The sequence below is a fragment of the Ruegeria sp. R14_0 genome, from assembly GCF_017743975.1.
Classification (GTDB): Bacteria; Pseudomonadota; Alphaproteobacteria; order Rhodobacterales; family Rhodobacteraceae; genus Ruegeria.
Genome location: NZ_JAGHRC010000002.1, coordinates 322459 through 343174 on the forward strand (window position 1 = coordinate 322459; position 20716 = coordinate 343174).

At 59.3% G+C, this 20716-nt stretch carries 21 protein-coding genes; 6 read left to right on the forward strand and 15 right to left on the reverse strand.

Annotated elements, in window-relative coordinates:
- Positions 1-56: 56 nt before the first annotated feature.
- The 3 genes from J7416_RS07670 to J7416_RS07680 are packed head-to-tail and all read right to left on the reverse strand — an operon-like array spanning position 57 to position 2151.
- Positions 57-584 (reverse strand): hypothetical protein, encoded by a 528-nt coding sequence (locus tag J7416_RS07670; RefSeq protein WP_209224138.1) that lies wholly within the window; start codon positions 582-584, stop codon positions 57-59.
- Positions 581-1429: a GNAT family N-acetyltransferase gene (locus J7416_RS07675; protein WP_348540251.1), complete on the reverse strand. Its 849-nt coding sequence runs from the start codon at positions 1427-1429 to the stop codon at positions 581-583. Before J7416_RS07675 ends, J7416_RS07670 begins: the two co-directional genes overlap by 4 nt.
- Positions 1426-2151: a 16S rRNA (uracil(1498)-N(3))-methyltransferase gene (locus J7416_RS07680; RefSeq protein WP_209224139.1), complete on the reverse strand. Its 726-nt coding sequence runs from the start codon at positions 2149-2151 to the stop codon at positions 1426-1428. The genes J7416_RS07675 and J7416_RS07680 overlap by 4 nt, the downstream gene beginning before the upstream one ends.
- Positions 2152-2163: 12 nt before the next feature.
- On the opposite strand from J7416_RS07680, the gene ubiA reads away from it, so the two are divergent.
- The 3 genes from ubiA to J7416_RS07695 all read left to right on the forward strand — a co-directional run bounded on the left by ubiA (position 2164) and on the right by J7416_RS07695 (position 5436).
- Positions 2164-3126 carry a 4-hydroxybenzoate octaprenyltransferase gene (ubiA, locus tag J7416_RS07685; RefSeq protein WP_209224140.1) on the forward strand — a complete coding sequence of 321 codons (963 nt, stop codon included), beginning with the start codon at positions 2164-2166 and terminating at the stop codon, positions 3124-3126.
- Between the two features lie 65 nt (positions 3127-3191).
- Positions 3192-5114 (forward strand): OmpA family protein, encoded by a 1923-nt coding sequence (locus J7416_RS07690; RefSeq protein WP_209224141.1) that lies wholly within the window; start codon positions 3192-3194, stop codon positions 5112-5114.
- A gap of 1 nt (position 5115) precedes the next feature.
- Entirely contained in the window at positions 5116-5436 is a 321-nt protein-coding gene (locus J7416_RS07695) for a hypothetical protein (RefSeq protein ID WP_170426932.1), read from the forward strand.
- Positions 5437-5438: 2 nt separating this feature from the next.
- Here the strand turns inward: J7416_RS07695 and J7416_RS07700 are convergent, their stop codons facing one another.
- From J7416_RS07700 to pgsA, 4 genes are read right to left on the reverse strand one after another with little or no spacing between them, the layout of a single operon-like run.
- Positions 5439-6647, reverse strand: coding sequence for a PLP-dependent aspartate aminotransferase family protein (locus J7416_RS07700; protein WP_209224142.1), 1209 nt, complete (start codon positions 6645-6647; stop codon positions 5439-5441).
- A 27-nt stretch (positions 6648-6674) separates the two neighbouring features.
- A complete protein-coding gene (locus J7416_RS07705) occupies positions 6675-7118 on the reverse strand; it encodes a molybdenum cofactor biosynthesis protein MoaE (protein ID WP_209224143.1) in 444 nt (147 codons plus the stop codon).
- 4 nt (positions 7119-7122) lie between these two features.
- Positions 7123-7368 carry a molybdopterin converting factor subunit 1 gene (moaD, locus tag J7416_RS07710; RefSeq protein ID WP_209224144.1) on the reverse strand — a complete coding sequence of 82 codons (246 nt, stop codon included), beginning with the start codon at positions 7366-7368 and terminating at the stop codon, positions 7123-7125.
- A gap of 3 nt (positions 7369-7371) precedes the next feature.
- Positions 7372-8040 carry a CDP-diacylglycerol--glycerol-3-phosphate 3-phosphatidyltransferase gene (gene pgsA, locus J7416_RS07715; protein ID WP_170469205.1) on the reverse strand — a complete coding sequence of 223 codons (669 nt, stop codon included), beginning with the start codon at positions 8038-8040 and terminating at the stop codon, positions 7372-7374.
- A 175-nt stretch (positions 8041-8215) separates the two neighbouring features.
- Between pgsA and J7416_RS07720 the strand changes: the two genes are divergently transcribed.
- On the forward strand, positions 8216-9100 hold the full coding sequence (locus J7416_RS07720) for a DMT family transporter (protein ID WP_209224145.1): 885 nt from the start codon (positions 8216-8218) through the stop codon (positions 9098-9100).
- Here the strand turns inward: J7416_RS07720 and uvrC are convergent.
- The 7 genes from uvrC to J7416_RS07755 all read right to left on the reverse strand — a co-directional run bounded on the left by uvrC (position 9097) and on the right by J7416_RS07755 (position 17165).
- The gene (gene uvrC / locus J7416_RS07725) at positions 9097-10971 is read right to left on the reverse strand and encodes an excinuclease ABC subunit UvrC (RefSeq protein WP_209224146.1); all 1875 of its coding nucleotides are present in this window, start codon (positions 10969-10971) and stop codon (positions 9097-9099) included. The two genes, J7416_RS07720 and uvrC, sit on opposite strands and share 4 nt — an antisense overlap.
- A 290-nt stretch (positions 10972-11261) precedes the next feature.
- Positions 11262-12041, reverse strand: coding sequence for an SDR family oxidoreductase (locus J7416_RS07730; protein WP_209224147.1), 780 nt, complete (start codon positions 12039-12041; stop codon positions 11262-11264).
- 21 nt (positions 12042-12062) lie between these two features.
- Positions 12063-13025 carry a calcium/sodium antiporter gene (locus tag J7416_RS07735; protein ID WP_209224148.1) on the reverse strand — a complete coding sequence of 321 codons (963 nt, stop codon included), beginning with the start codon at positions 13023-13025 and terminating at the stop codon, positions 12063-12065.
- Between the two features lie 168 nt (positions 13026-13193).
- Positions 13194-13991, reverse strand: a complete 798-nt coding sequence (locus J7416_RS07740) for a S49 family peptidase (RefSeq protein ID WP_209224524.1) — start codon at positions 13989-13991, stop codon at positions 13194-13196.
- Between the two features lie 119 nt (positions 13992-14110).
- Entirely contained in the window at positions 14111-14872 is a 762-nt protein-coding gene (locus J7416_RS07745; RefSeq protein WP_209224149.1) for an ABC transporter permease, read from the reverse strand.
- Entirely contained in the window at positions 14869-15798 is a 930-nt protein-coding gene (locus J7416_RS07750; protein WP_209224150.1) for an ABC transporter ATP-binding protein, read from the reverse strand. Before J7416_RS07750 ends, J7416_RS07745 begins: the two co-directional genes overlap by 4 nt.
- 101 nt (positions 15799-15899) lie before the next feature.
- Positions 15900-17165 carry a TAXI family TRAP transporter solute-binding subunit gene (locus tag J7416_RS07755; RefSeq protein WP_209224151.1) on the reverse strand — a complete coding sequence of 422 codons (1266 nt, stop codon included), beginning with the start codon at positions 17163-17165 and terminating at the stop codon, positions 15900-15902.
- Positions 17166-17288: 123 nt separating this feature from the next.
- Here J7416_RS07755 and J7416_RS07760 point away from each other — a divergent pair, with 123 nt between their 5' ends.
- Complete coding sequence (locus J7416_RS07760; RefSeq protein ID WP_209224152.1) at positions 17289-18398, forward strand: CaiB/BaiF CoA-transferase family protein; 1110 nt, start codon at positions 17289-17291, stop codon at positions 18396-18398.
- 47 nt (positions 18399-18445) lie between these two features.
- On the opposite strand, the gene hemE is transcribed toward J7416_RS07760, so the two are convergent.
- On the reverse strand, positions 18446-19489 hold the full coding sequence (gene hemE, locus J7416_RS07765) for a uroporphyrinogen decarboxylase (RefSeq protein WP_209224153.1): 1044 nt from the start codon (positions 19487-19489) through the stop codon (positions 18446-18448).
- 107 nt (positions 19490-19596) lie between these two features.
- Between hemE and hemC the strand changes: the two genes are divergently transcribed.
- Positions 19597-20565, forward strand: a complete 969-nt coding sequence (gene hemC, locus J7416_RS07770; protein ID WP_209224154.1) for a hydroxymethylbilane synthase — start codon at positions 19597-19599, stop codon at positions 20563-20565.
- The last annotated feature ends 151 nt before the right edge of the window (positions 20566-20716 follow it).

Below are 20716 nucleotides of genomic sequence, written 5' to 3' on the forward strand. Positions count from 1 at the left end.
CTCCGATCCTGATGTGTCTGTCGTTGGCTCAGTCCTGAGCGCAAACCGCGCCAGTGTCAATGCAACCGAAGATGCGCAGGCCGCGAAGGGGTCCGTTCCCAGATAACGACCGGATGTGTCGCGCCACCGTTCAGTTCCGACAGCATTTGTTCAGTTTTCAAGCCCGGAAGCGCCGAGAACACATCGAACAGCGCTTCTGCACCTTCTGCATTCACAGGAATGTGAAGGGTTGGTTGCCCAGGTTGGTCCAAGATCCAATGCGCCGGAGACGATGTCGGATCCAGTGCCAGACGCTCGATCTCCCGTGTCGCGACAATGCCGCCTGTTAGTGGGCCCAGATAGGTGATCTGCCCTTCGTCGATTGTCACCAGACCGGGGCCGCCTGCACCGGTGCGGAACCGTGCGCGCTGTACGCCGACGACCGCCAAGGCTGCAGACGCCGCAATCAGAACCCAGCCCAGCCAACCCAGCAATCCGCCGGGTCCACTGATCCAGCTGAGCCCCACCAGCAAGACAAGACCAGCAATCAACACTTCGCGCCAGCGCCACAGGGCCAGTTTAGCTTCGGGTCGGATAAAGCTCATGCCGTGTCCTCGGGGTTCTTGAACAGAATCAGGGAATAATGGCCCGCAGGCTGGAACCCAATGCCAATATAGGCACGCGCAGCGGCATCGCTAGCGGCAAACAGGATCGCGCGTGTCGCGCCTTTGGATTGAGCTTCGCGCAAATGCAGCGCAACCGCCAGACGCGCATAGCCACGGCCACGCAAATCCGGCGGCGTATAGACGCCCCCGATTTGAACAACTTCGGGCAACCGCGCGTTGAACCCGGTCATTGCCACCGGTTGGCCATCCATCAACAAAGCCCGATGTGATTTTCGTTGGATATAGGCCGCAATGTCCTTCTTTGCCTGCCGCTGCGCGCGCTCCGCATCGAAATCCATAGCCTCAACCAGATAACTCTGCCGCCACCCCTCGGTGATCGCGCGGTCGAGATCGCCCAGCGGCACCAGATCTGCGCCGGTCGTATCCGGCACGACCATCTGGTCCAGGTTCAGCGTGAACCCCGGCTCGTCGCTGTTCAGTGTCGCTGGCCTGACTTCCCACCCTGCAAGGCGCATGATCCGACGTCCCTGAGACGCTTCCGCCGCCATGCCGAACAGCTTGCGTCCCCGGATCAGGCGAATCGCCGCGCCGAGTTCTTCGTCCGAACATTGCGGGCATTGCGGCAGAACCATGCCCTCGTTCGTGATCCCGAAAACACCCCGTAGGCCATCACCCAATGTCCAAAAATTGACGGCACGCGGGTCCGGGCCGCGCAAACCGAAATCCCTAAGGTTGGCCAAGGGAAACATCGACGTCTGGATATGCTCGAACAGAAACCTGTCGATCTTGGGCACGTCTTCTTCCCGAGCTTCAAGCCAGCTCACGCCCAATCCCCCAGCGCTTGCTGCCACATGGCCAGCGCCGCAACAGCGGCCGTGTCCGCGCGCAGGATGCGAGGACCAAGGCTGACGACATGCGCATAGGGCAACGCAGACAGGCGCCCGCGTTCCCGGTCCGAGAATCCACCCTCGGGCCCGATCAGGATCGCCCAAGGCTGACCCGGATCACTTGCCGCCAAACGCAGGGCCGAGCCGACCTCGGCTTCGTCGCAAAACATCAACTGCCGACCATCAGGCCAGCTGTCCAGCACCCGATCAAGCCGCTGCAATTCGGTGACTTCGGGCACATAGGTTCCACCGCATTGCTCGGCCGCTTCAACCGCGTGGGCCTGCAGGCGGTCCTGACGAATACGCTCGGAGTTGGTGAATTCGGTCTGCACGGGCATGATCCGCGCAGCGCCCATTTCTGCGGCTTTTTCAACGATAAAATCGGTCCGCGCCTTTTTGATCGGCGCGAACAGGAACCACAGATCAGGCGGCAATTGCAGAGGTTTGGTCTGCTCAACACACATCAGAACACCGCCGCGCTTACTGGCCTCAGCGACCTCGGCCAACCACTCACCGTCCTGACCATTGAACAGGGCGACCTGCCCGCCAACAGCCAGACGCATGACGCCGAACAGGTAGTGGGCCTGGTCGCGCGTCAAAGGAACCGATTGCCCCTGCCCCAGCGGGTGCTCTACATACAGTCTGATCTTTGCACTCATGAGACCTTACATATGCAAGGCAATGCCCCAACACCAGACGGACAAGTTGCTGACGCTGTCAGCGGCAACTGGGTCGACACCCACGCCCCCACCTTCGCCCGCCCCTATCTGCGCCTAAGCCGCGCGGACAGACCTATTGGCACTTGGCTGCTGCTGATTCCCTGCTGGTGGGGCTTGGCTCTGGCCATCCTCAGCGACGGTAATCCCAGGTGGGAGGACCTGTGGATCGCCGTTGGGTGCGCGATTGGTGCTTTCCTGATGCGCGGCGCAGGCTGCACATGGAATGACATCACAGACCGAGAGTTCGACGGTCAGGTCGAACGCACAAGGTCGCGCCCGATCCCGTCGGGGCAGGTCAGCGTAAGGCAGGCCGTGATCTGGATGGGGCTGCAATGCCTGCTGGCGCTTGTGATTCTTCTGACTTTCAATCAGGCCGCAATTGCGATGGGTGTTTTGTCGCTGCTGCCGGTGACAATTTATCCCTTCGCCAAACGGTTCACATGGTGGCCGCAGGCGTTTCTGGGTCTGGCCTTTAACTGGGGTATACTGCTGGCCTGGGCGGCGCACACTGGGACGGTCGGAATGCCCGCGATTATCCTGTATCTGGCAGGTATCGCCTGGACGTTGTTCTATGACACGATCTATGCGCACCAGGATGCCGAAGATGATGAACTGATCGGGGTTAAGTCCACCGCGCGATTGTTTGGCACGGATACCGCACGATGGCTGAAGTATTTCCTGGTGGCGACGGTGGCGTTGATGGGAATGGCCATCATCGACGCGGCCACGTCGCAGGCATCTGTCATGGCTTTGGTGGTCGCGCTTGCCGGGCCTTGGGCGATGGGGTGGCATATGGCATGGCAGCTGCGCGGATTGGACACCGAGGACAATGCCAAGCTGCTGCAATTGTTCCGTGCCAACCGCGATACCGGCCTTATTCCGCTGATCTTCCTCTGCGTCGCCTTGCTGCTCTGATTGCACCTCGGCCTAGGCCTCTGTAAGAGTCCCGCACACTCACTCGAGGAGTCGATTGCCCGCACATGCGTCTGCCTTATTTCTTAGTTGTCACCTTTGTCTTCCTCATGTCAGCCGGGCTGTGCCTGCTGGCGGCCAGCTATTCGGTGACAAAGGTCGAGGAAGCCTCGGAATTTGCGGTGCGGCGCGCGCTGGACCTGAAAGGCCACGACTGGGCCGAGGTCCAATCGGACGGGCTGCGCGTGGTTCTCACCGGCACCGCCAAGGATGAGGCCACACGCTTCAACGCCCTGACCGCGGCGGGAACCGAAGTCGATACCTCGCGGGTCATCGACGAAATGGAGGTCGCGCCGACGACGCAGCTGGCAGCACCGCGGTTTTCCGCGGAAATCCTGCGTAACGACAGCGGGATTTCGGTCATCGGCCTGATTCCGGTCAGCGAAGATCGCGACGCGCTGACGGACCGGTTGCGCGATCTGGATGGCGGGCCGGTTTCGGACCTGATGGAAACGGCGGATTACCCTAAGCCCAAGGGTTGGGAAGACGCGATCAACTACGCGGTCGAGGCCTTGGCCCGGTTGCCGCGTGCAAAAATCTCGGCCAGCCCCGGCCTTGTGAAAATCACAGCTATCGCCGACAGCCAGCAGGAAAAAGAAAGGCTGGAGCAAGAGTTGACCCGCGCTGCGCCACCCAGCCTGCGCATTGGCTTGTCGATCTCAGCCCCGCGCCCGGTTATCACGCCTTTCACGGTGCGTTACCTGATCGACGAAGACGGCGGCCGGTTTGACGCGTGTTCAGCCCAGGATGAAAAGGCCCGCGCCCGGATCATCGCAGCGGCAGAGGATGCAGGGCTATCCGGTCCTTACTCCTGCACCATTGGTCTGGGCGAACCCTCACCTCGCTGGCCCGATGCCGCGGTGCTGAGTATTCGTGCACTGTCGGAGATTGGCCAGGGCTCGGTCACTTTGTCAGATGCCGACATCACTTTGGTCGCAGTTGAGGGAACGCAGACCGCGCTGTTCGACCGGGTCATTGGCGAGTTGGAAAACGCCCTGCCCGAGGTTTTTGTCCTGCATGCCGTTCTGCCCGAACCGCAAACCGAGGACCAATCTGGCCCACCCGAATTCTCGGCCACGCGGAGCCCCGAGGGCCTTGTACAGATGCGCGGACGCCTGGGGGATGAGACCCTGCGCGACATGGTCGATAGCTATGCCCGCGCCGCCTTTGGGTATGAACAGGTCCACACCGCAACCCGCATTGCCCCGGACCTGCCCGCCGACTGGCCCATTCGTGTTCTCAGTGGGTTGGAAGCCCTGTCGCAACTGCATAACGGCGCGCTGACAGTGACCCCAGATGATGTGGTGCTCAGCGGTGTCAGCCACGACCCGAAAACCCGGGCCTACGTGGCAGGGTTGTTATCGGAAAAGCTGGGCGACGCGCAGGATTTCACCCTTTCGATTACCTATCAGGAACCGCCCGAGCCCGCCGACAAGTTGCCTGACCCCGAAGTGTGCGAGGAACGCATTGTTGAGGTTCAGGCAGGTTCGAAGATCGCCTTTGAACCGGGCTCGGCCACGGTTGCAGCGGACTCGCGCGATACGGTCAATCAAATCGCCGACATCCTGCGGGACTGCGGCCCCATTCGTTTGGAAATTCAGGGTCACACCGACAGCCAGGGCCGCGAAGAGATGAACCAGCAGCTGAGCCAGGCGCGGGCGCAGTCCATCCTGAACGAATTGCGCGCCCGCCGGATACCAACCGCCAGTTACACCGCCATGGGTTACGGCGAAACGCAGCCCATCGCAGACAACGACACCGAAGAGGGGCGGGAGGAAAACCGACGCATCGAATTCCGTCTGATCCGACCCGAAACCATCGAAGACTCCGAAACCACGCTTGAAGCGGTGGAAACAGAAGCAGAGACGTCACAAGACGCGCCGACCGAGGGCGAAGCCTCGGACGAAGACGCGGACGCAGGGGACCAGTAACTTGAACAGAATCGAATTCATCATCGCCACCGCTGTCATCCTGTTTGCAGCCTTCTGTCTTGGATGGTTTGCCAATTGGCTGGCGCATCGCCTGTCGCGCGTTCGTCAAAGCGATGTGGCCGATCTTGACCGCATGAGCCAGGAGCTGCACGAGGCCGAAGAAACCCGCGATCAGGCGATCACCTACCTGCAACAGCGCGAGGCCGAACTGACTAACCAACTGACCCAGACCGAGGCAGAACTGGCCGCCGCGATGGACGGTCTGCGCGCCGCTCGGCAAGAGGCCGAAGAGTTGCGCGGGCGCATCAACAACGCGGACTAGAGTCAGATTATCTGAGCCAGATCCGCAATCAGATCCTCGGGATCTTCCAAACCGATGGACAACCGAAACACGCCCTCTCCGGCATAGTCCCGGTAGCTTTGCATGTTTTCACCTTCCAACCGGAACGACGTTTCCATCAAAGCATCGGTTCCCATCCAGAATATCAGACTGCGATGGTGACCCAGCGAGACGGCATAGTGGATTATCTTCAGCTTGTCGATCATCTGCTGGGCAAACGCCTCTCCGGTTGCGCGATCGCCGACCTGAAAGGTAATCATACCCGACATGTTCTTCATCTGCCGTTGCGCAAGTTCATATTGCGGATGGGACTTGAGGCCCGGATAGATCACCTTTGTCACTGCCTCGCGCGTCTCAAGCCATTGGGCAACGGCGGTTGCCCCGGCCTCATGCGCCTTCATCCGCAATGGCAATGTGGCCATACCCCGCGCAATGATCCAGGCGTTGAACGGGGACATGATGCTGCCGTGGTGAATGGCGGATTCGTTGCGCATTTTCTCGATCAGTTCTCTGCGGCCTGCAACCGCCCCGCCAATCGCATCGCCATGCCCGCCGATGTATTTGGTCACGGAATGCATGATCAGATCGACGCCGAGTTCCCGGCTTGATTGCCCAAGCGGTGAGGCAAAGGTTGCATCACACGACAACAACGCGCCCGCGTTCCGCGCAATCTCGGATATTGCCTTCAGGTCTGACAGACGACCAATCGGATTGACCGGAGTTTCCGTATGAATCAGCCGTGTGTTCGAACGGATCGCGGCGGATACGGCAGGTAGATCAGACATATCAACCGTAGTGACCTCGATCCCCATACGCGGCAGGGTATCGCGGGCCAGTTCCGCAACACCGGCATATGACACGTCGGATACGATCACGTGGTCGCCTGCGGACAGGAAGGTCAGAAAGATCGCCGTGGCTGCCGCCATGCCCGAGGCCAGACAGACACAATCCTCGGTGCCTTCCATAACGCTGATCTTGGTTTCGAGCGCCCGGACATTGGGGTTTGCCCAGCGGCCATAGAGATAGGGCGCTTCTTCTTCCAGATCGTGGGCGGAAAACCCGGCGACCTGATCGGTCACAAATGTCGATGACATCTGCAAGGCCGGGGCAGACGCACCGCTGACCGGGTCAGGCCCTTCACCCGCATGAATGGCTTTTGTCGCGAGACCCGCGTTTTTCAGTTCCTTGCCCATTTTCTGCCCTCTGTCGGCTTGCCGCGCTTACCAACGGGTCAGCGCGTCTTCGTCTTCGTCTTTGGCGTCGACCCATTCCGCGCCGGAAGAGGTGATTTCTTTCTTCCAGAACGGGGCACGGGATTTCAGGTAATCCATCAGGTACTCGGCCGCCTCGAACGCGTCCTTGCGGTGTGGCGCAGCCGTTGCAACCATCATGATACGATCCCCAGGGGCCAGTCGCCCGTGGCGGTGGATCACCAGCACATCGCCCAGTGACCAGCGCGCTTTTGCTTCCTCGGCAATCTTGGTGAGCGCCCGTTCTGTCATACCGGGATAATGCTCGATCTCCATCACATCCAGATCGCCGGATGCCAGATCACGCACCACGCCGGTAAAGGTCACGATGGCTCCGTTGGCGTTATCCCCTGCGGCAAAGGCGTTGGCCTCGGCCCCCAGATCGAACGCGTCTTCCTGAACCGCGATGCGCATGGTATCAGCCGCCGGTCATAGGTGGAAAAAACGCCACTTCGCGCACACCCGCCAGAGACGCGTCGAAATCGGACAGTTCCTGATCCAATGCAACACGCAAAGCCGACAGGTCTGCAAAGGCGGCGGCGTATCGGTCTTCGCGCGCGCTTAGCTCGGCAACCAGATCGGAAACGGTTGCGGCCTCGGTCTCAATCCGTTCTTTCGGCAGACCGATGCGTTCGCGCACCCAGGCGAAATACAACACGTCCATCCTTTAGCTCTCCTTCAGGTGGGGCATGGCTTTACGTAGGTAGTCATAGCCGGTGATCAATGTCAGCGCCGCAGCAATCCACAGCAGCCACAACCCAATCCTGCCGGCCCAGAACATCCCCTCAAGATGCCAACGCATATGGTTGATGTCCTCTAGCTGGCCGGTCAGCACCAGATCCATTGTGGCAGCATCCATGCCGAAGGTAGACATCACAAAATAGTGCTCGAAAATCCCCTGCGAAAACAGGACGGCAATCGCCACCATCTGCGCTGTCGTTTTCCACTTGGCCAGTTTCGTGACCTTGAGCGTCCCGGCCGTATCGCCCAGATATTCCCGCAGTCCCGACACAAAGACCTCGCGGAACAGGATCACGGTGGCGGGCAGCACCAGCCACGGCGTCCAGTGTTCGGTCGAATAGCCCACCAGGATCATGAGAGCGATCACCACCATCGCCTTGTCCGCGATTGGGTCCAGCATCGCACCAATCTTGGTTTCTTGTTTCCACGCTCGCGCGAGGTAGCCATCGAACCAATCGGTAATGGCAGCCGACAGGAACAAAATCAACGCAAACCAGTCCGCATAGGGCCGGGTGAAATACAGAAACATTACGGCCAGACCGGGTGCAGCCAACAGGCGCAGGACGGTCAGGATATTCGGCAGGTTCCACTTCATGCTCGGACCCTACAGTGCCGGTGAAGGACAGAAAAGACGGACGGGAAAAAAACTGTACCGATCACAGAGGCTTGGTCAAAGCGCCGCAGCATCCCTCGTTCAGGTTATTCACCTTGGCCTTTGGCCTGATTGCGGTCAGAGTGCGCGCAATCAGGCCCATGGCGAAACGACCCAGATGACCCCGAATATTGAAACCGATGCACGCTCGAACCTGATCGGAAGTGCGTGGATGATTGGCGCGATGGCATGCTTTGCGCTGGAAGACGCGTTGCTGAAAGCGGCGGCCATCACCTTGCCCATCTGGCAGATTCTGGTTCTGTTCGGAGCGGGTGGGTCGGTGATTTTTGCCGGTGTCGCATTGGCCAGGGGCACGCGGCTGCTGCAACCGGATGTTTTGTCGCCCGCGATGAAAATCCGCGCTGTTTTCGAGATCCTTGGGCGGCTGTTTTACATCCTGGCGTTTACGCTGACACCTTTGTCTTCGGCAACGGTGATCCTTCAGGCCACGCCGCTTGTAGTCGTCGCCTGCGCGGCCCTGCTGTTTGGCGAAACCGTCGGATGGCGGCGATGGAGCGCCATTCTCGTCGGCCTGCTCGGCGTTGTGATCATCATCCAACCGACCGGGGACAGTTTCTCAATCCTGTCCCTATTGGCTGTGCTTGGGATGCTTGGGTTTGCCGGGCGTGATCTGGCCAGCCGTGTCGCCCCCGCCAGTCTGGGCACCGAGGTGTTGGGCTTTTATGGGTTTGTCAGCGTGATCGTCGCGGGTGTTGCCTATGGGTTTTGGGAACAAGCCCCGGTCGCGCCAATCGGCCTGAATACCGGCCTGCATGTGACCGGAGCCGTGGTTTTGGGTTCGATCGCCTATGCGTCGTTGATGAAGGCCATGCGGACCGGTGAAGTTTCGGCGGTCACACCTTTCCGCTATTCCCGGCTGTTGTTCGGCGTCGCCTTGGGCGTGTTCTTTTTTGGCGAGGATCTGGACCGTACCATGTGGATCGGCAGCGCACTTATCGTGGCGTCCGGCCTTTACATCCTTTGGCGCGGGCGCAAAGCCTAGCCTTTGTCGTGGAAGAAGTCATAGACCTTTTGCGCCAAACCGGCCGAGATCCCTTCGACTGCTTTCAGGTCCGCCAGGTTCGCCCGGCTGACCGCCTTGGCGCTGCCAAAATGCGCCAGCAGCGCACGCTTACGTGCAGCGCCAACACCGGGGATTTCATCTAAAGGCGTCGCGCCCACAGCCTTAGCCCGCTTCGCGCGGTGGGTCCCGATAGCAAAGCGGTGCGCCTCGTCCCGCAGGCGCTGGATAAAGTAGAGTACCGGATCATTGCGCTTGAGCGCAAAAGGGCGCTGTCCGGTACGGTGAAACTCTTCTTTGCCGTGATCACGGTCGACGCCTTTGGCAACACCGACCATAGGGATGTCTTCGACGCCGTATTCGACCATGATCTCATGCACGGCGCTGACCTGACCCGCGCCGCCGTCAATCAGCAACAGATCGGGCCAATGGCCTTTGTCGCGGTCGGGGTCTTCCTTTTGCAGGCGGGTGAACCGACGGGTCAGAACCTCTTTCATCATGCCAAAGTCATCACCGGGGGTCAGATCATCGCCACGAATGTTGAACTTGCGATAGGCGTTTTTCATAAAGCCTTCTGGGCCCGCTACAATCATCCCACCCACCGCATTGGTGCCCTGGATGTGTGAGTTATCGTACACCTCAATCCGGCTTGGAGGACCATCCAGATCAAACGCTTCGGCCACGCCCCGCAGCAGCTTGGCTTGCGTAGCACTCTCTGACATCCGTCGGGCCAGAGACTCCCGCGCGTTGCGCAAGGCGCCCGCGATCAGTTCCTGTTTCTCGCCACGTTGGGGAACCAGGATTTCAACCTTGCGCCCTGCCTTCTCGCTCAACGCCTCTTGCATCAGATCCGCGTTTTCAATTGCATCCGAAAGGATCAACTGCCGCGGTGGTTCCTTGTTATCGTAGAATTGACCGAGGAACGCCTCCATTGCTTCGGCCGGAGACACATCCGCGCCGACCCGAGGATAGAAATCCTTGTTTCCCCAGTTTTGATTGGCGCGGATAAAAAACACCTGAACGCAGGCCTGCCCGCTATCCATATAGAGGCCGATCACGTCTGCCTCGGCCACACCGCGCGGGTTGATGCCCTGAGAGGTCTGGACCTGCGTCAGCGCCCGGATCCGGTCGCGCAGCCCAGCGGCGCGTTCGAACTCCATCGCCTCGGAGGCGGCCATCATCTGCTCGGCCAGTTCTTCCTGCACTTTGGTCGAGCGACCTGACAGGAATCGTTCCGCATCCTTGACGCTTTCAAGATAATCCGTCTCGGAAATCAACCCGACGCACGGCCCTGAACACCGTTTGATCTGATAGAGAAGACAGGGCCGTGTGCGGCTGTCGAACATCGAATCCGAACAGTTCCGCAGCAGGAACGCCTTTTGCAATTGGTTCAGCGTTCGGTTCACCGCACCCGCACTGGCGAAGGGTCCAAAATAGGCCCCTTTTTCCTTTTTGGCTCCGCGGTGTTTCTTGATCTGCGGAAAGGCATGATCCTTGGCGACCAGTATATTGGGAAAGCTTTTGTCATCGCGCAGAAGGACATTGTACTTGGGCTTGAGCTGCTTGATCAGGTTCTGTTCCAGCAACAGCGCCTCGGTCTCGGTCCGGGTGGTCAGAAACATCATCGACGCCGTCGCCGCGATCATCCGTTCGATCCGTCCCGAATGGCCGGGCCGGGCATAGTTCGACACCCGCGCCTTCAGATTCCGCGCCTTGCCCACGTACAGAACACGACTGTCCGCATCCAACATCCGATACACACCCGGCGAGCTATCCAGCGTTTTCACATAGCGCTGGATACAGGCATAGCCGGTCAGTTGAGTGTCAGAGGTCGGGTCGCTGTCTTTCGTCATTTGCCTGAAATATGATTCTCTGACTATGGCTGCAATCTTGTCGGTCTCAGTTCAAGAGAAAACAAATCCACGGTTTCTGTGGATAAGTGTGAAGATAAGTTTCAAAGGATGCCGATTTTCCCTTGTATACTTGGGCATTCCTTGAGTTGCACAAAAAATAGGCGACCTATTAACCATTTGATTTTGAATGACATTTTTTCGTACACAAGGCAAGTGTATGAAAAAAAAGACATTTTTGTAACGCGCACGTAACGGAAACGAGAGCGGTGCAAAACTTGCAACGGATTTACTTATTCTACGCCCAGAACATCCGGTGTCTTCCACCCAAGATGCTGACCGCCATCGACGCACAAAAGCTGCCCGGTGACCGCATGCGCATCCAGGAAATAGCCCAGCGCAGCCGTGATATCCGACGGGTTCGAGCCGCGTTCAAGCACTGTATTGGCGCGTTGCGTCTGAAAGTGCTCTTCGCTTTGCCTGTGGCCCTGCATCGTCGGCCCCGGCCCGATGGCGTTGACACGGATCGCAGGCGTTAGCGCTTGTGCCGCCGTGCGCGTCAATGCCCATAGACCCATCTTGGCAATCGTATAAGTCATGAATTCCGGCGTCAGTTTACGCACCCGCATATCGACCATATTGACGATCAGACCCGTGGCGACAGGCTCACCAGCTTCGTCGGTATCTGGTTGCAACCCCTGCTCAGCCATGGCCTGCGTTAAAACAAAAGGGGCGCGCAGATTGCTGTCCAAGTGGCGGTCCCAGCTTTGGCGCGTTGCGGTATGGATGTTGTCGTATTCAAAGATGGATGCGTTGTTCACCAAACAAGTGATTGGTCCGCCCAACGCCTCGGCCGCGCGCGGTAGCAGAGCCTGAACCTGTGCCTCGTCCAACAGGTCGGCCTGCAGGGTCACCGCTTTGCGCCCCAATGCCTGCACTTCAGCCACGGTCTCTGAAGCGGGTTGTTCAGAGGTCGCGTAGTGCACAGCGACATCATAGCCCCGCTGCGCCAGATACAGGGCCATTGCCCGGCCCAGACGAATACCAGCACCGGTTACCAATGCACGGGCCATGCCTATCCCTTTAATCCAAGATTACGCCAGCAGTGAGACGATGTAGATCCCGTACAACAGGGTCAACACCAAGCCCCACCCGCGCGTGATATCTTTTTTGAAAAACACGAACGGGATCAACAGAAGCGACGCGCCCAGCATGACCCAAAGATCGAATTGCAGGAACTCCGGGTCCACCGGGATGCGGCCGAACAGCGTTGCGATACCAACAATGGCCAGCAGGTTGAACATGTTCGACCCGATCACGTTGCCCAGCGCCACATCGGCCTGCCTGCGCAGCGCGGCCATAACGGTGGTCGCAAGCTCCGGCAGCGATGTTCCGACCGCGACCAGCGTCAGGCCGATCACCGTTTCGCTGACACCATAAGTGCGCGCGATGACCGTCGCGTTGTCGACCAGCAGATGCGCGCCCATGGGCAAACCGATCAGACCAAGGATCAGATAGATCGACAGCTTCCAATAGGGCATGTCTGGATCGGCCTCTTCCAGACCTTCCAGTTCGTCATCTTCGGCACAGGCGTCGCCGCAGGCTTTACGATGCGCGCGGGCTTCGCGGAATGCGTTGAACAGAACCAGCGACAAGGCGGCCAACAGGATTGCACCACTGGCCAGATTGAATACGCCACAGAAGGCCAATCCGATGAACAGAACCGTGGCCAACAGCATAAAGACATAGTTCTTACGGCTGTCACATTCGCTGGTGTGCAACGTGGCCAGCAACGCGGGCACGCCCAAAACCAACAGAATATTTGCGGTATTCGAACCCACGACGTTCCCCAGCGCGATCCCCGGCGCGTTCTCTTTGATCGCGCTGATCGCGATCAGCAGCTCAGGGGCCGAGGTGCCAAAGGCCACGATGGTCAGGCTGACGATAAGGGCCGGTACGCCCAGACGCAGGCTCAGGTTCACCGCGCCGCGTACCAATGCATCCCCCGCCAGCAGCAGGATCAACAATCCAAGGCCGGATAACAGCCATGCCGTCATGTACGGCCTCCTTTTTCGCAGGCACAGGGGCCTTTGCCGATCCTGAATCGTCCGCAACGCGGACATCTGGCAGATTGCAACCTTTTCTGCCCCGGAATGCGCAGCTTTCCGAACATTGCCAGGACACCCATGGCAATCAGGAAAAGAGTGACAATCTTGATAATCACGTCACAAACCAAAGCGCGCGAAGGCTGCACGCTCCTCAATCCCGGTGATTGCGTCCTGAGCAAGTGATGCTCCGAACCGCGACCAGATTGGTTTGCGCAGGCCATAGCGGCGGAACTTGACCTTGTCCCCGAAACGCTCTTGCAGTTTCGGCTTCAGGTGGGCGACGCCTTCGATCAAACCCAGTTCCTGCGCGCGTTTGGCCAACCAGACCTCGCCCGTGAACAGGTCCGCGCTTTGATCAAGCTTGTCCCCGCGGCGGGTTTTGACGTGGTTGATGAAATTCTCGTGGATGTCGCCCAAAAGGCCCTGCAGCCGCGCGACATCTTCCTCTTTCTCGGGCGAGAACGGGTCGAGCATGGATTTCGATTTGCCCGCCGTGTGTACGCGCCGCTCGATACCTTGCCGCGCCAGAAACACGTGCGCACCGAACCCGGCCGAGATTACGCCGATCGACCCCAGGACCGAGCTGTCATCGGCCCAGATTTCATCGGCAGCCGCAGCAAGCCAATACCCGCCCGATGCCGCAACATCCTCGACAAAGGCAATCACTGGCACATCAAGCTCTTCTGACAGCCGCCGGATACGCGCGCCGATCAGAGAGCTTTGGACCGGCGAACCGCCGGGTGAATTGATTTCCAACGCCACGGCGACGGGTTTGCCTTTGCGAAACGCCTTTTCCAGAACGGGGGCCAGCGCGGTGTCGTTCAACGACCCACGCCCCGCCATTCCGATGGCGCCCGACAGACGGACCACGGCCACGAGGGGCTGTTTTTTGACAAACGGCAGGCTGAGTTTCATGGGTGCCGATGTAGAGTGCGGGTCTGCGCGAAACAAGGGACGGTTCCGGCCTAATACGCGACGTGAACTAAATTCCCACACGTGGAGGGCAAAAATGCAACGCCCTTGCGGCCCGCACTCTAGCTGCGAATGCGCCAACCTGTTTTGAAGATCCAGCCAACAATGGCCAGACACAAGCCGGTAAAGGCGAGGATTGCCAACAGGCTCAGTCCGATCGGAACATCCGCCAACCCGTAAAACGACCAGCGAAATCCGGAAATCAGATAGACGACCGGGTTAAACAGCGAAATCGTTTGCCACACCGGCGGCAACATCGAGATCGAATAGAACGTGCCCCCTAGAAAGATCAGTGGCGTTACGACCAGTTGAGGAACCAGGGACATCTGTTCAAAGTTACTGGCCCAGATTCCGATGATGAAGCCCAGCAACGAAAAACTGAGACAGGACAGGATCAGAAACGCTGCCATCGCAAAGGGGTGTTCGATCCGTATGTCCACAAAGAATGTGGCTGTCACAAGGATCACCAGCCCGACGAACAAGGACTTCGTGGCAGCCGCCCCCACGTAACCGATGACAATCTCGATGAAATTCACAGGCGCGGACAGCAGTTCGTAAATCGTGCCCAGAAACTTGGGGAAATAGATCCCGAACGACGCGTTGGAAATCGCCAGCATCACCACCGAAAGCATGATCAGGCCGGGCACGATGAACGCGCCGTAGGACACGCCCTCGACTTCTTGGATGCGGCTGCCAATCGCGGTGCCGAAGACCACGAAATACAACGAGGTCGACAGGACCGGTGACAGGAAGCTCTGCGCCAGGGTACGGAAGAACCGGGCCATCTCGAACCGGTAGATTGCGGCAACGGCGGACCAGTTCATGCGGGTTCTCCCGATACCAGATTCACGAATATCTCTTCCAGGCTCGACTGGCGGGTTTGCACGTCGCGCAACACCAGCCCGGCCTGTGCAACATCGTTCAACAATGTGGTGATCCCGGTGCGATCCGCGTGTGTGTCATAGGTATAGACCAGCGCGTCACCGTTGCCGTTCAGTGTCAGATTGTGCGCCGCCAGACTGTCGGGAATGGCCTGAATGGGCTCGGTCAGCATGACCTCGATCTGCTTTTTGCCCATCTGGGACATCAGGGTGTCCTTGTCCTGCACAAGCAGCAGTTCACCCTTGTCGATGACACCGATCCGGTCGGCGATGGCCTCAGCCTCTTCAATGTAATGCGTGGTCAGAATGATGGTGACCCCGGCCTGTTTCAACTCGGCCACGATTTCCCACATGTCCTTGCGCAGTTCGACATCCACCCCTGCGGTCGGTTCATCCAGAAACAGCACGCGCGGCTCATGCGCTAGTGCCTTGGCGATCAGTACCCGGCGCTTCATGCCGCCTGACAGTTCTTTGATCGCGTTTTTGCGCTTATCCCATAACGACAGCTTGCGCAGAATCTCTTCGATCCGCGCATTGTCGCTGCCATATCCGAACAGCCCGCGCGAGAAGCGCACCGTGTTCCAGACCTTTTCGAAAGGCTCCAAAGCGATTTCCTGCGGCACCAGACCGATCATCCGGCGCGCGGCGCGATACTCGGTCTGGATGTCGTGCCCACCAACGGTGACAAACCCCGAGGTCGGAGTCGTTATGCCGCAAATGGTCGAGATCAGCGTGGTCTTGCCCGCCCCGTTCGGCCCAAGCAGCGCCAGAATCTCGCCCTGCTCGATATCCAGCGTCACGCCTTTCAACGCCTCGAATCCGTCGGCGTAGGACTTACGTAATTCCTTGATGGACAGAATGGTTGTCATGCACGTTCCCTGTTCTGGCGGGCACACTACCCCGGCAGATCAGCACAGAACAGGCCAATTCCGCACAGAGTTCTGCGCTTTTTTGTGGCTGACCTGTTGCGTCAGGTGCGGGCGTGCTGCTGCATCTCGGCGATCCGCTTTTGCACCAACTCGACGTGCAGACGGGCGTCGTACTGCCCTTGCCGATAGGCCGCAGGCAGCCGAAGCGTCGCCAGCCGTTCGTCCAAAGCGCTAAGATGCGACTGCATATCCTGCAGGGCGTCAGCGTCAGGATCATTGGCCAGTTCCTGTTCGATATCGCGGATCTCGGGGTAATGTTGCCAGACCCGCCACCGCATGGCGTAAGCATAGGCCAAGGGCAATAACCGCATCAAAGGCACTACGATGAAAAAGAACGGCAGTAACAGCAGCAGCACGCGGTTGATCTGCGCGGCGATCCAATAGGGCAACCAATTGTGCCAGGTCGAAGGACCGTCAAGGATCAGCTGCCGCGCCGTATTGCTGACAACCATTCCGGCACCTTCAAGGTTTGGGAAAGCACCCGGGTCGGCGAGGATGCCGCGCGTGCTGTGCAGTTCGATCGCGGCCATGGTCAGCCTGTTGATCAGCGCTGGATGCAAATCGGGCCGCACGACCAGACGGGCCTCAAGTGCGATCAGGTCTACCGGTTGGGGAGGCAAAACCGGATCAAGAGACATGCCACCGGCCGGGACTGTCACCACCGTCGCATATTCCAACCGGCGCGAGATCGCCTGAACATGATCAAGCGCCAGCACCCGCAGCCCCGGCTCGTCATAGGCTGCTTTCAGGTACGGTGCTTCGATCGGCGCGACAAAAACGGCGATATCCAACTCTCCGGCCAGCAAAGCCGCTGCAGCATCGGCATAGGGGATCGAAGCATGCGCGTTTTGCGCCTCACTCAACCCTACCGCCTTTTCGAAATCGCGAAACGCCGCTGCGGTGCCTGACCCCGGCGCACCGCTGTTAATCCGCAAACCAGTCCAAAGCGCCGGATTGCGCGGAATATCCGCATCTGCGTTCACCAGGAAGATGATCGGTTCAAAAAACACGGCCCCGACCGCTTCGGCCTTTCCCGGATCAACCCGGATACCACCCTGCAGAAAAGCCGCATCCACCTGTCCCGTGTTCAGCAAATCGGCGTTCTCAACCGACCCTGCGGTATCCACGATATCCAGCTGCAGATCGTCTCGCGCCAGAATCGCTGCATAGTCCTGCGCGACCGTTTCATAGGCCCCGCCTACAGGTCCTGCAGCCAACAGCAATCTGCCCGGCGGATGCAGGCGCGCAAGCACACCCACAACCACAGCCAGCGCAACGGCGCCGCCAATAAGGATCCACAACCGCATCCGAGCCTCGCTCTCCATCCCGCGTTTGACGCTAAGGACTGTGTGACCATCTGACAAGACAGCAGAATCCAGCCTTGCAATTCCAAGCCATCCCCGAAAACCTGCCTCGAAAGGAGGCACCCAATGCTCAACGGAATTCGGATCATAGAAGTCGAGGGCTTGGGACCAGGCCCGTTCGCCGCGATGCTGCTGGCGGATCTGGGCGCAGATGTCATCACGATCCACCGCAAAGGGCAACACGCTGCACCGGGTATGCCGGAACAATCCGTCTTGGATCGCGGCAAGCGCTCAATTGATCTGGACCTCAAGGACCCCACCGATCTGGACATAGCCCGCCGCCTGATCGCCTCGGCCGATGCAGTGATCGAGGGGTTCCGTCCTGGGGTTATGGAGAAGCTGGGTTTGGGTCCTGAGGCTTTCAGGAATTCAAACCCCCAGCTTGTTTATGGTCGCATGACCGGTTGGGGACAGGACAGCCCGCTTTCTGATACGGCAGGACACGATCTGAACTATATCTCACTGTCCGGCGCCCTGTGGTATTCCTCCGCCCCCGGCCAACCCCCGCAATCACCGGCCACGCTGGTCGGCGACATCGGCGGAGGCGCGATGTATCTGGTTGCCGGGGTCCTGGCCGGGATTCTGAACGCGCAAAGAACCGGACAAGGCACTGTCGTTGATGCCGCCATTTATGACGGCTCGGCTCATATGATGAACCTGCTGATGAGCCTGCGCCAAAGCGGCAACCTGTCTGAAACACGCGGAGCAAGCCTACTGGACGGCCCGCACTGGAGCCGTACCTACCCATGCGCAGATCAGGGATTTGTGTCGGTGCAATGCCTTGAGCCGAAGTTTTATGCCGAGTTCCTGCAAATACTGGAACTCACTGACGATCCCGATTTTAAAAAGCAATATGTGCCCGCGCTGTGGCCTGCACTCACAAAGCGACTTGAAAAAATCTTTGCGCAGCACCCCCGCGACCACTGGGCCGCACTGTTCCAAGGCACCGATGCCTGCGTCGCGCCGGTGCTTACCCCGCAAGAGGCCAAAACCCACCCCATGAACACTACTCGCCAAACCTGGGTCGACCACGGCGGCGTATTACAAGCAGCAGCCGCGCCACGCTTTTCGAACAACGAATGGCAGCCACAACCTATCCCGCGCCGGGGAGAACACAGACAGGACATTCTGGACGAGCTGACCTCAGAGGCAGCACCCGCCCCTTCACCTGGCTAACAATATCCCGGGGTGAATTGGCCGCAGGCCAAGAGGGGCTGGCCCCTCTACCCGTCCCGCCACGACCGTACAGTGTCGATCATCAGCTGAACGTTCTCAGGATCGGCATCGGGCGTGATCCCGTGGCCCAGGTTGAAGATATGCGGCCCGTTTGAGAACGCCTGCACGATGCGCCGCGTCTCATCCACCAGCGCCTGCCCGCCCGTCACCATATGGGACGAAGCCAGGTTACCCTGAACACACCCGTCCACCTGCACATGCTCGACCGCCCAGTCCGGAGACACAGAATTGTCAAGTGCAACACAATCTACACCAGTGGCCTTGGCAAAGCCGACATATGCGTCGCCCGCCTCGCGCGGGAACCCGATCACCGGGATGCCGGGATGGCGTTCTTTGATGGCCTGCGTGATCACGCGGCACGGCTCAACGGCATATTTTTGAAATGCCTCGCCCTTCAGCGACCCGGCCCAGCTGTCGAAGATTTTCACCACCTCGGCCCCGGCCTTGATCTGAGCCGAGAGGTATTCGATTGTTGCCAACGTGATCCGCTCCAGCAGCGCCTCGAAAAGCGCCGTGTCGCCTTCGCGCAGCGCATGGGCGGGCCCCTGATCCGGCGTGCCGCGTCCGGCGATCATATAGGTGGCCACGGTCCAGGGCGCGCCAGCGAACCCGATCAGGGTGGTCTCGGATGGCAGTTCGCGCGAAAGGATGCGGACCGTTTCGTAAACCGGCGACAAGGTTTCGTGGATATCCTCAACCGGTTTCAACGCGTCAAAATCAGATTGCTGCGTGATTGTCGACAGCCGTGGCCCCTCGCCCGTCACAAACCACAGATCAGCCCCCAGCGCCTGTGGCACCAGCAGGATATCGGCAAACAGAATCGCCGCATCGAACCCGTAGCGGCGGATCGGTTGCAGCGTCACTTCGGCGGCCAGTTCGGGGTTGTAACACAATGACAGGAAATCGCCGGCCTGCGCACGGGTTGCGCGATACTCGGGCAGGTAACGCCCAGCCTGCCGCATCATCCAGATCGGCGGCACATCCTGCACCTCGCCCGCCAGTGCCCGCAGCAGTTTCTTAGTCTCGGCCATCTTTGTCCCCAATCGTCTGGTTTGTCGCAACGGGTCGTGCCTCAGTGGCAATTTGTCAAGCTCTGCCCCCATTGTCAGGGCAATGTGACGCGACTAAAGCTGTGCGTATGACACTGACCCTGCCAACCCCCGCATCACCTCTCAAGATCGGCACGCGTGGCTCACCACTGGCGCTTGCACAAGCCTACGAAACCCGCGAACGGCTGGGCAAAGCCTTTGATCTGCCCAACGAGGCGTTCGAGATCGTGGTGATCAAAACCACCGGCGACAACCGCGCCATGATCGATGCGGATCGACCGTTGAAAGAGATTGGCAATAAGGGTCTGTTCACCAAGGAAATCGAAGAGGCACTGCTGAACGGCGATATCGACATCGCGGTGCACTCCACCAAGGATATGCCCGTCGAACAACCCGGCGGGCTGGTACTGGACACGTTCCTGCCACGCGAAGACGTGCGGGACGCGTTTATCTCACCCAGTCTCAGCTCGATCCATGACCTAGCCCAAGGGTCCGTGGTGGGCACGTCATCACTGCGGCGGCGGGCGCAGTTGCTGAACCGCCGACCCGATCTGAACGTAGTTGAATTCAGGGGTAACGTGCAGACGCGCCTGAAAAAGCTGTCCGACGGCGTGGCCGACTGCACCTTTTTGGCCATGGCCGGTATCCGTCGCCTGAATATGGGCGAGGTTCCCGCCACCGCCATTTCAACCGAGGATATGCTGCCCGCCATCGCACAGGGTACAATCGGCATCGAACGCCGCAGCGAGGATTCCCGCGCGGGTGAAATGCTCGAAGCCATTCACCATGCCGAAACCGGACAGCGACTGGCTGCCGAACGGGCATTGCTGGCGGCATTAGACGGGTCGTGCGAAACGCCTATCGCGGGTCTGGCCGAGATACAGGATGGCCAACTGCGCCTGCGCGGGGAAGTGCTGCGCCCCGACGGGTCAGAGGCAATCGCCGAAGACGTCACAGGTGCCATCGCTGACGGGGCAGACATGGGCCGCGCCCTGGCAGAATCCCTTCTAAAGCAGGCCGGTCCAGGTTTTTTGACTGGAGAAACTAAAAAAGTTTAAGAAAAGTGAACTACTTCACTGAGGCCGCGGTTCGAATAAGGCATAACTGTGTCATACCGATTGAGAAGTCGGGACGGTCTCGAAAAAGTCGAAAGTTTTTTTAGTCCGTTCTTTTTTTAAGTGGTATTCGAGGGGGCGAGGCCCCATCCCG

Excerpts from the sequence above, each read along its gene's own strand:
- J7416_RS07705 (WP_209224143.1), bottom strand. The coding sequence starts at position 7,118 with ATGCGCATCGCGGTTCAGGAAGACGCGTTCGATCTGGGGGCCGAGGCC.
- J7416_RS07760 (WP_209224152.1), top strand. The coding sequence starts at position 17,289 with ATGCTCAACGGAATTCGGATCATAGAAGTCGAGGGCTTGGGACCAGGC.
- moaD (WP_209224144.1), bottom strand. The coding sequence starts at position 7,368 with ATGGACGTGTTGTATTTCGCCTGGGTGCGCGAACGCATCGGTCTGCCG.
- ubiA (WP_209224140.1), top strand. The coding sequence starts at position 2,164 with ATGCAAGGCAATGCCCCAACACCAGACGGACAAGTTGCTGACGCTGTC.
- J7416_RS07670 (WP_209224138.1), bottom strand. The coding sequence starts at position 584 with ATGAGCTTTATCCGACCCGAAGCTAAACTGGCCCTGTGGCGCTGGCGC.
- hemE (WP_209224153.1), bottom strand. The coding sequence starts at position 19,489 with ATGGCCGAGACTAAGAAACTGCTGCGGGCACTGGCGGGCGAGGTGCAG.
- J7416_RS07730 (WP_209224147.1), bottom strand. The coding sequence starts at position 12,041 with ATGGCCCGTGCATTGGTAACCGGTGCTGGTATTCGTCTGGGCCGGGCA.
- J7416_RS07720 (WP_209224145.1), top strand. The coding sequence starts at position 8,216 with ATGACCCCGAATATTGAAACCGATGCACGCTCGAACCTGATCGGAAGT.
- J7416_RS07680 (WP_209224139.1), bottom strand. The coding sequence starts at position 2,151 with ATGAGTGCAAAGATCAGACTGTATGTAGAGCACCCGCTGGGGCAGGGG.
- J7416_RS07750 (WP_209224150.1), bottom strand. The coding sequence starts at position 15,798 with ATGACAACCATTCTGTCCATCAAGGAATTACGTAAGTCCTACGCCGAC.
- J7416_RS07690 (WP_209224141.1), top strand. The coding sequence starts at position 3,192 with ATGCGTCTGCCTTATTTCTTAGTTGTCACCTTTGTCTTCCTCATGTCA.
- J7416_RS07755 (WP_209224151.1), bottom strand. The coding sequence starts at position 17,165 with ATGCGGTTGTGGATCCTTATTGGCGGCGCCGTTGCGCTGGCTGTGGTT.
- J7416_RS07700 (WP_209224142.1), bottom strand. The coding sequence starts at position 6,647 with ATGGGCAAGGAACTGAAAAACGCGGGTCTCGCGACAAAAGCCATTCAT.
- hemC (WP_209224154.1), top strand. The coding sequence starts at position 19,597 with ATGACACTGACCCTGCCAACCCCCGCATCACCTCTCAAGATCGGCACG.
- J7416_RS07740 (WP_209224524.1), bottom strand. The coding sequence starts at position 13,991 with ATGAAACTCAGCCTGCCGTTTGTCAAAAAACAGCCCCTCGTGGCCGTG.
- pgsA (WP_170469205.1), bottom strand. The coding sequence starts at position 8,040 with ATGAAGTGGAACCTGCCGAATATCCTGACCGTCCTGCGCCTGTTGGCT.
- J7416_RS07735 (WP_209224148.1), bottom strand. The coding sequence starts at position 13,025 with ATGACGGCATGGCTGTTATCCGGCCTTGGATTGTTGATCCTGCTGCTG.
- J7416_RS07745 (WP_209224149.1), bottom strand. The coding sequence starts at position 14,872 with ATGAACTGGTCCGCCGTTGCCGCAATCTACCGGTTCGAGATGGCCCGG.
- uvrC (WP_209224146.1), bottom strand. The coding sequence starts at position 10,971 with ATGACGAAAGACAGCGACCCGACCTCTGACACTCAACTGACCGGCTAT.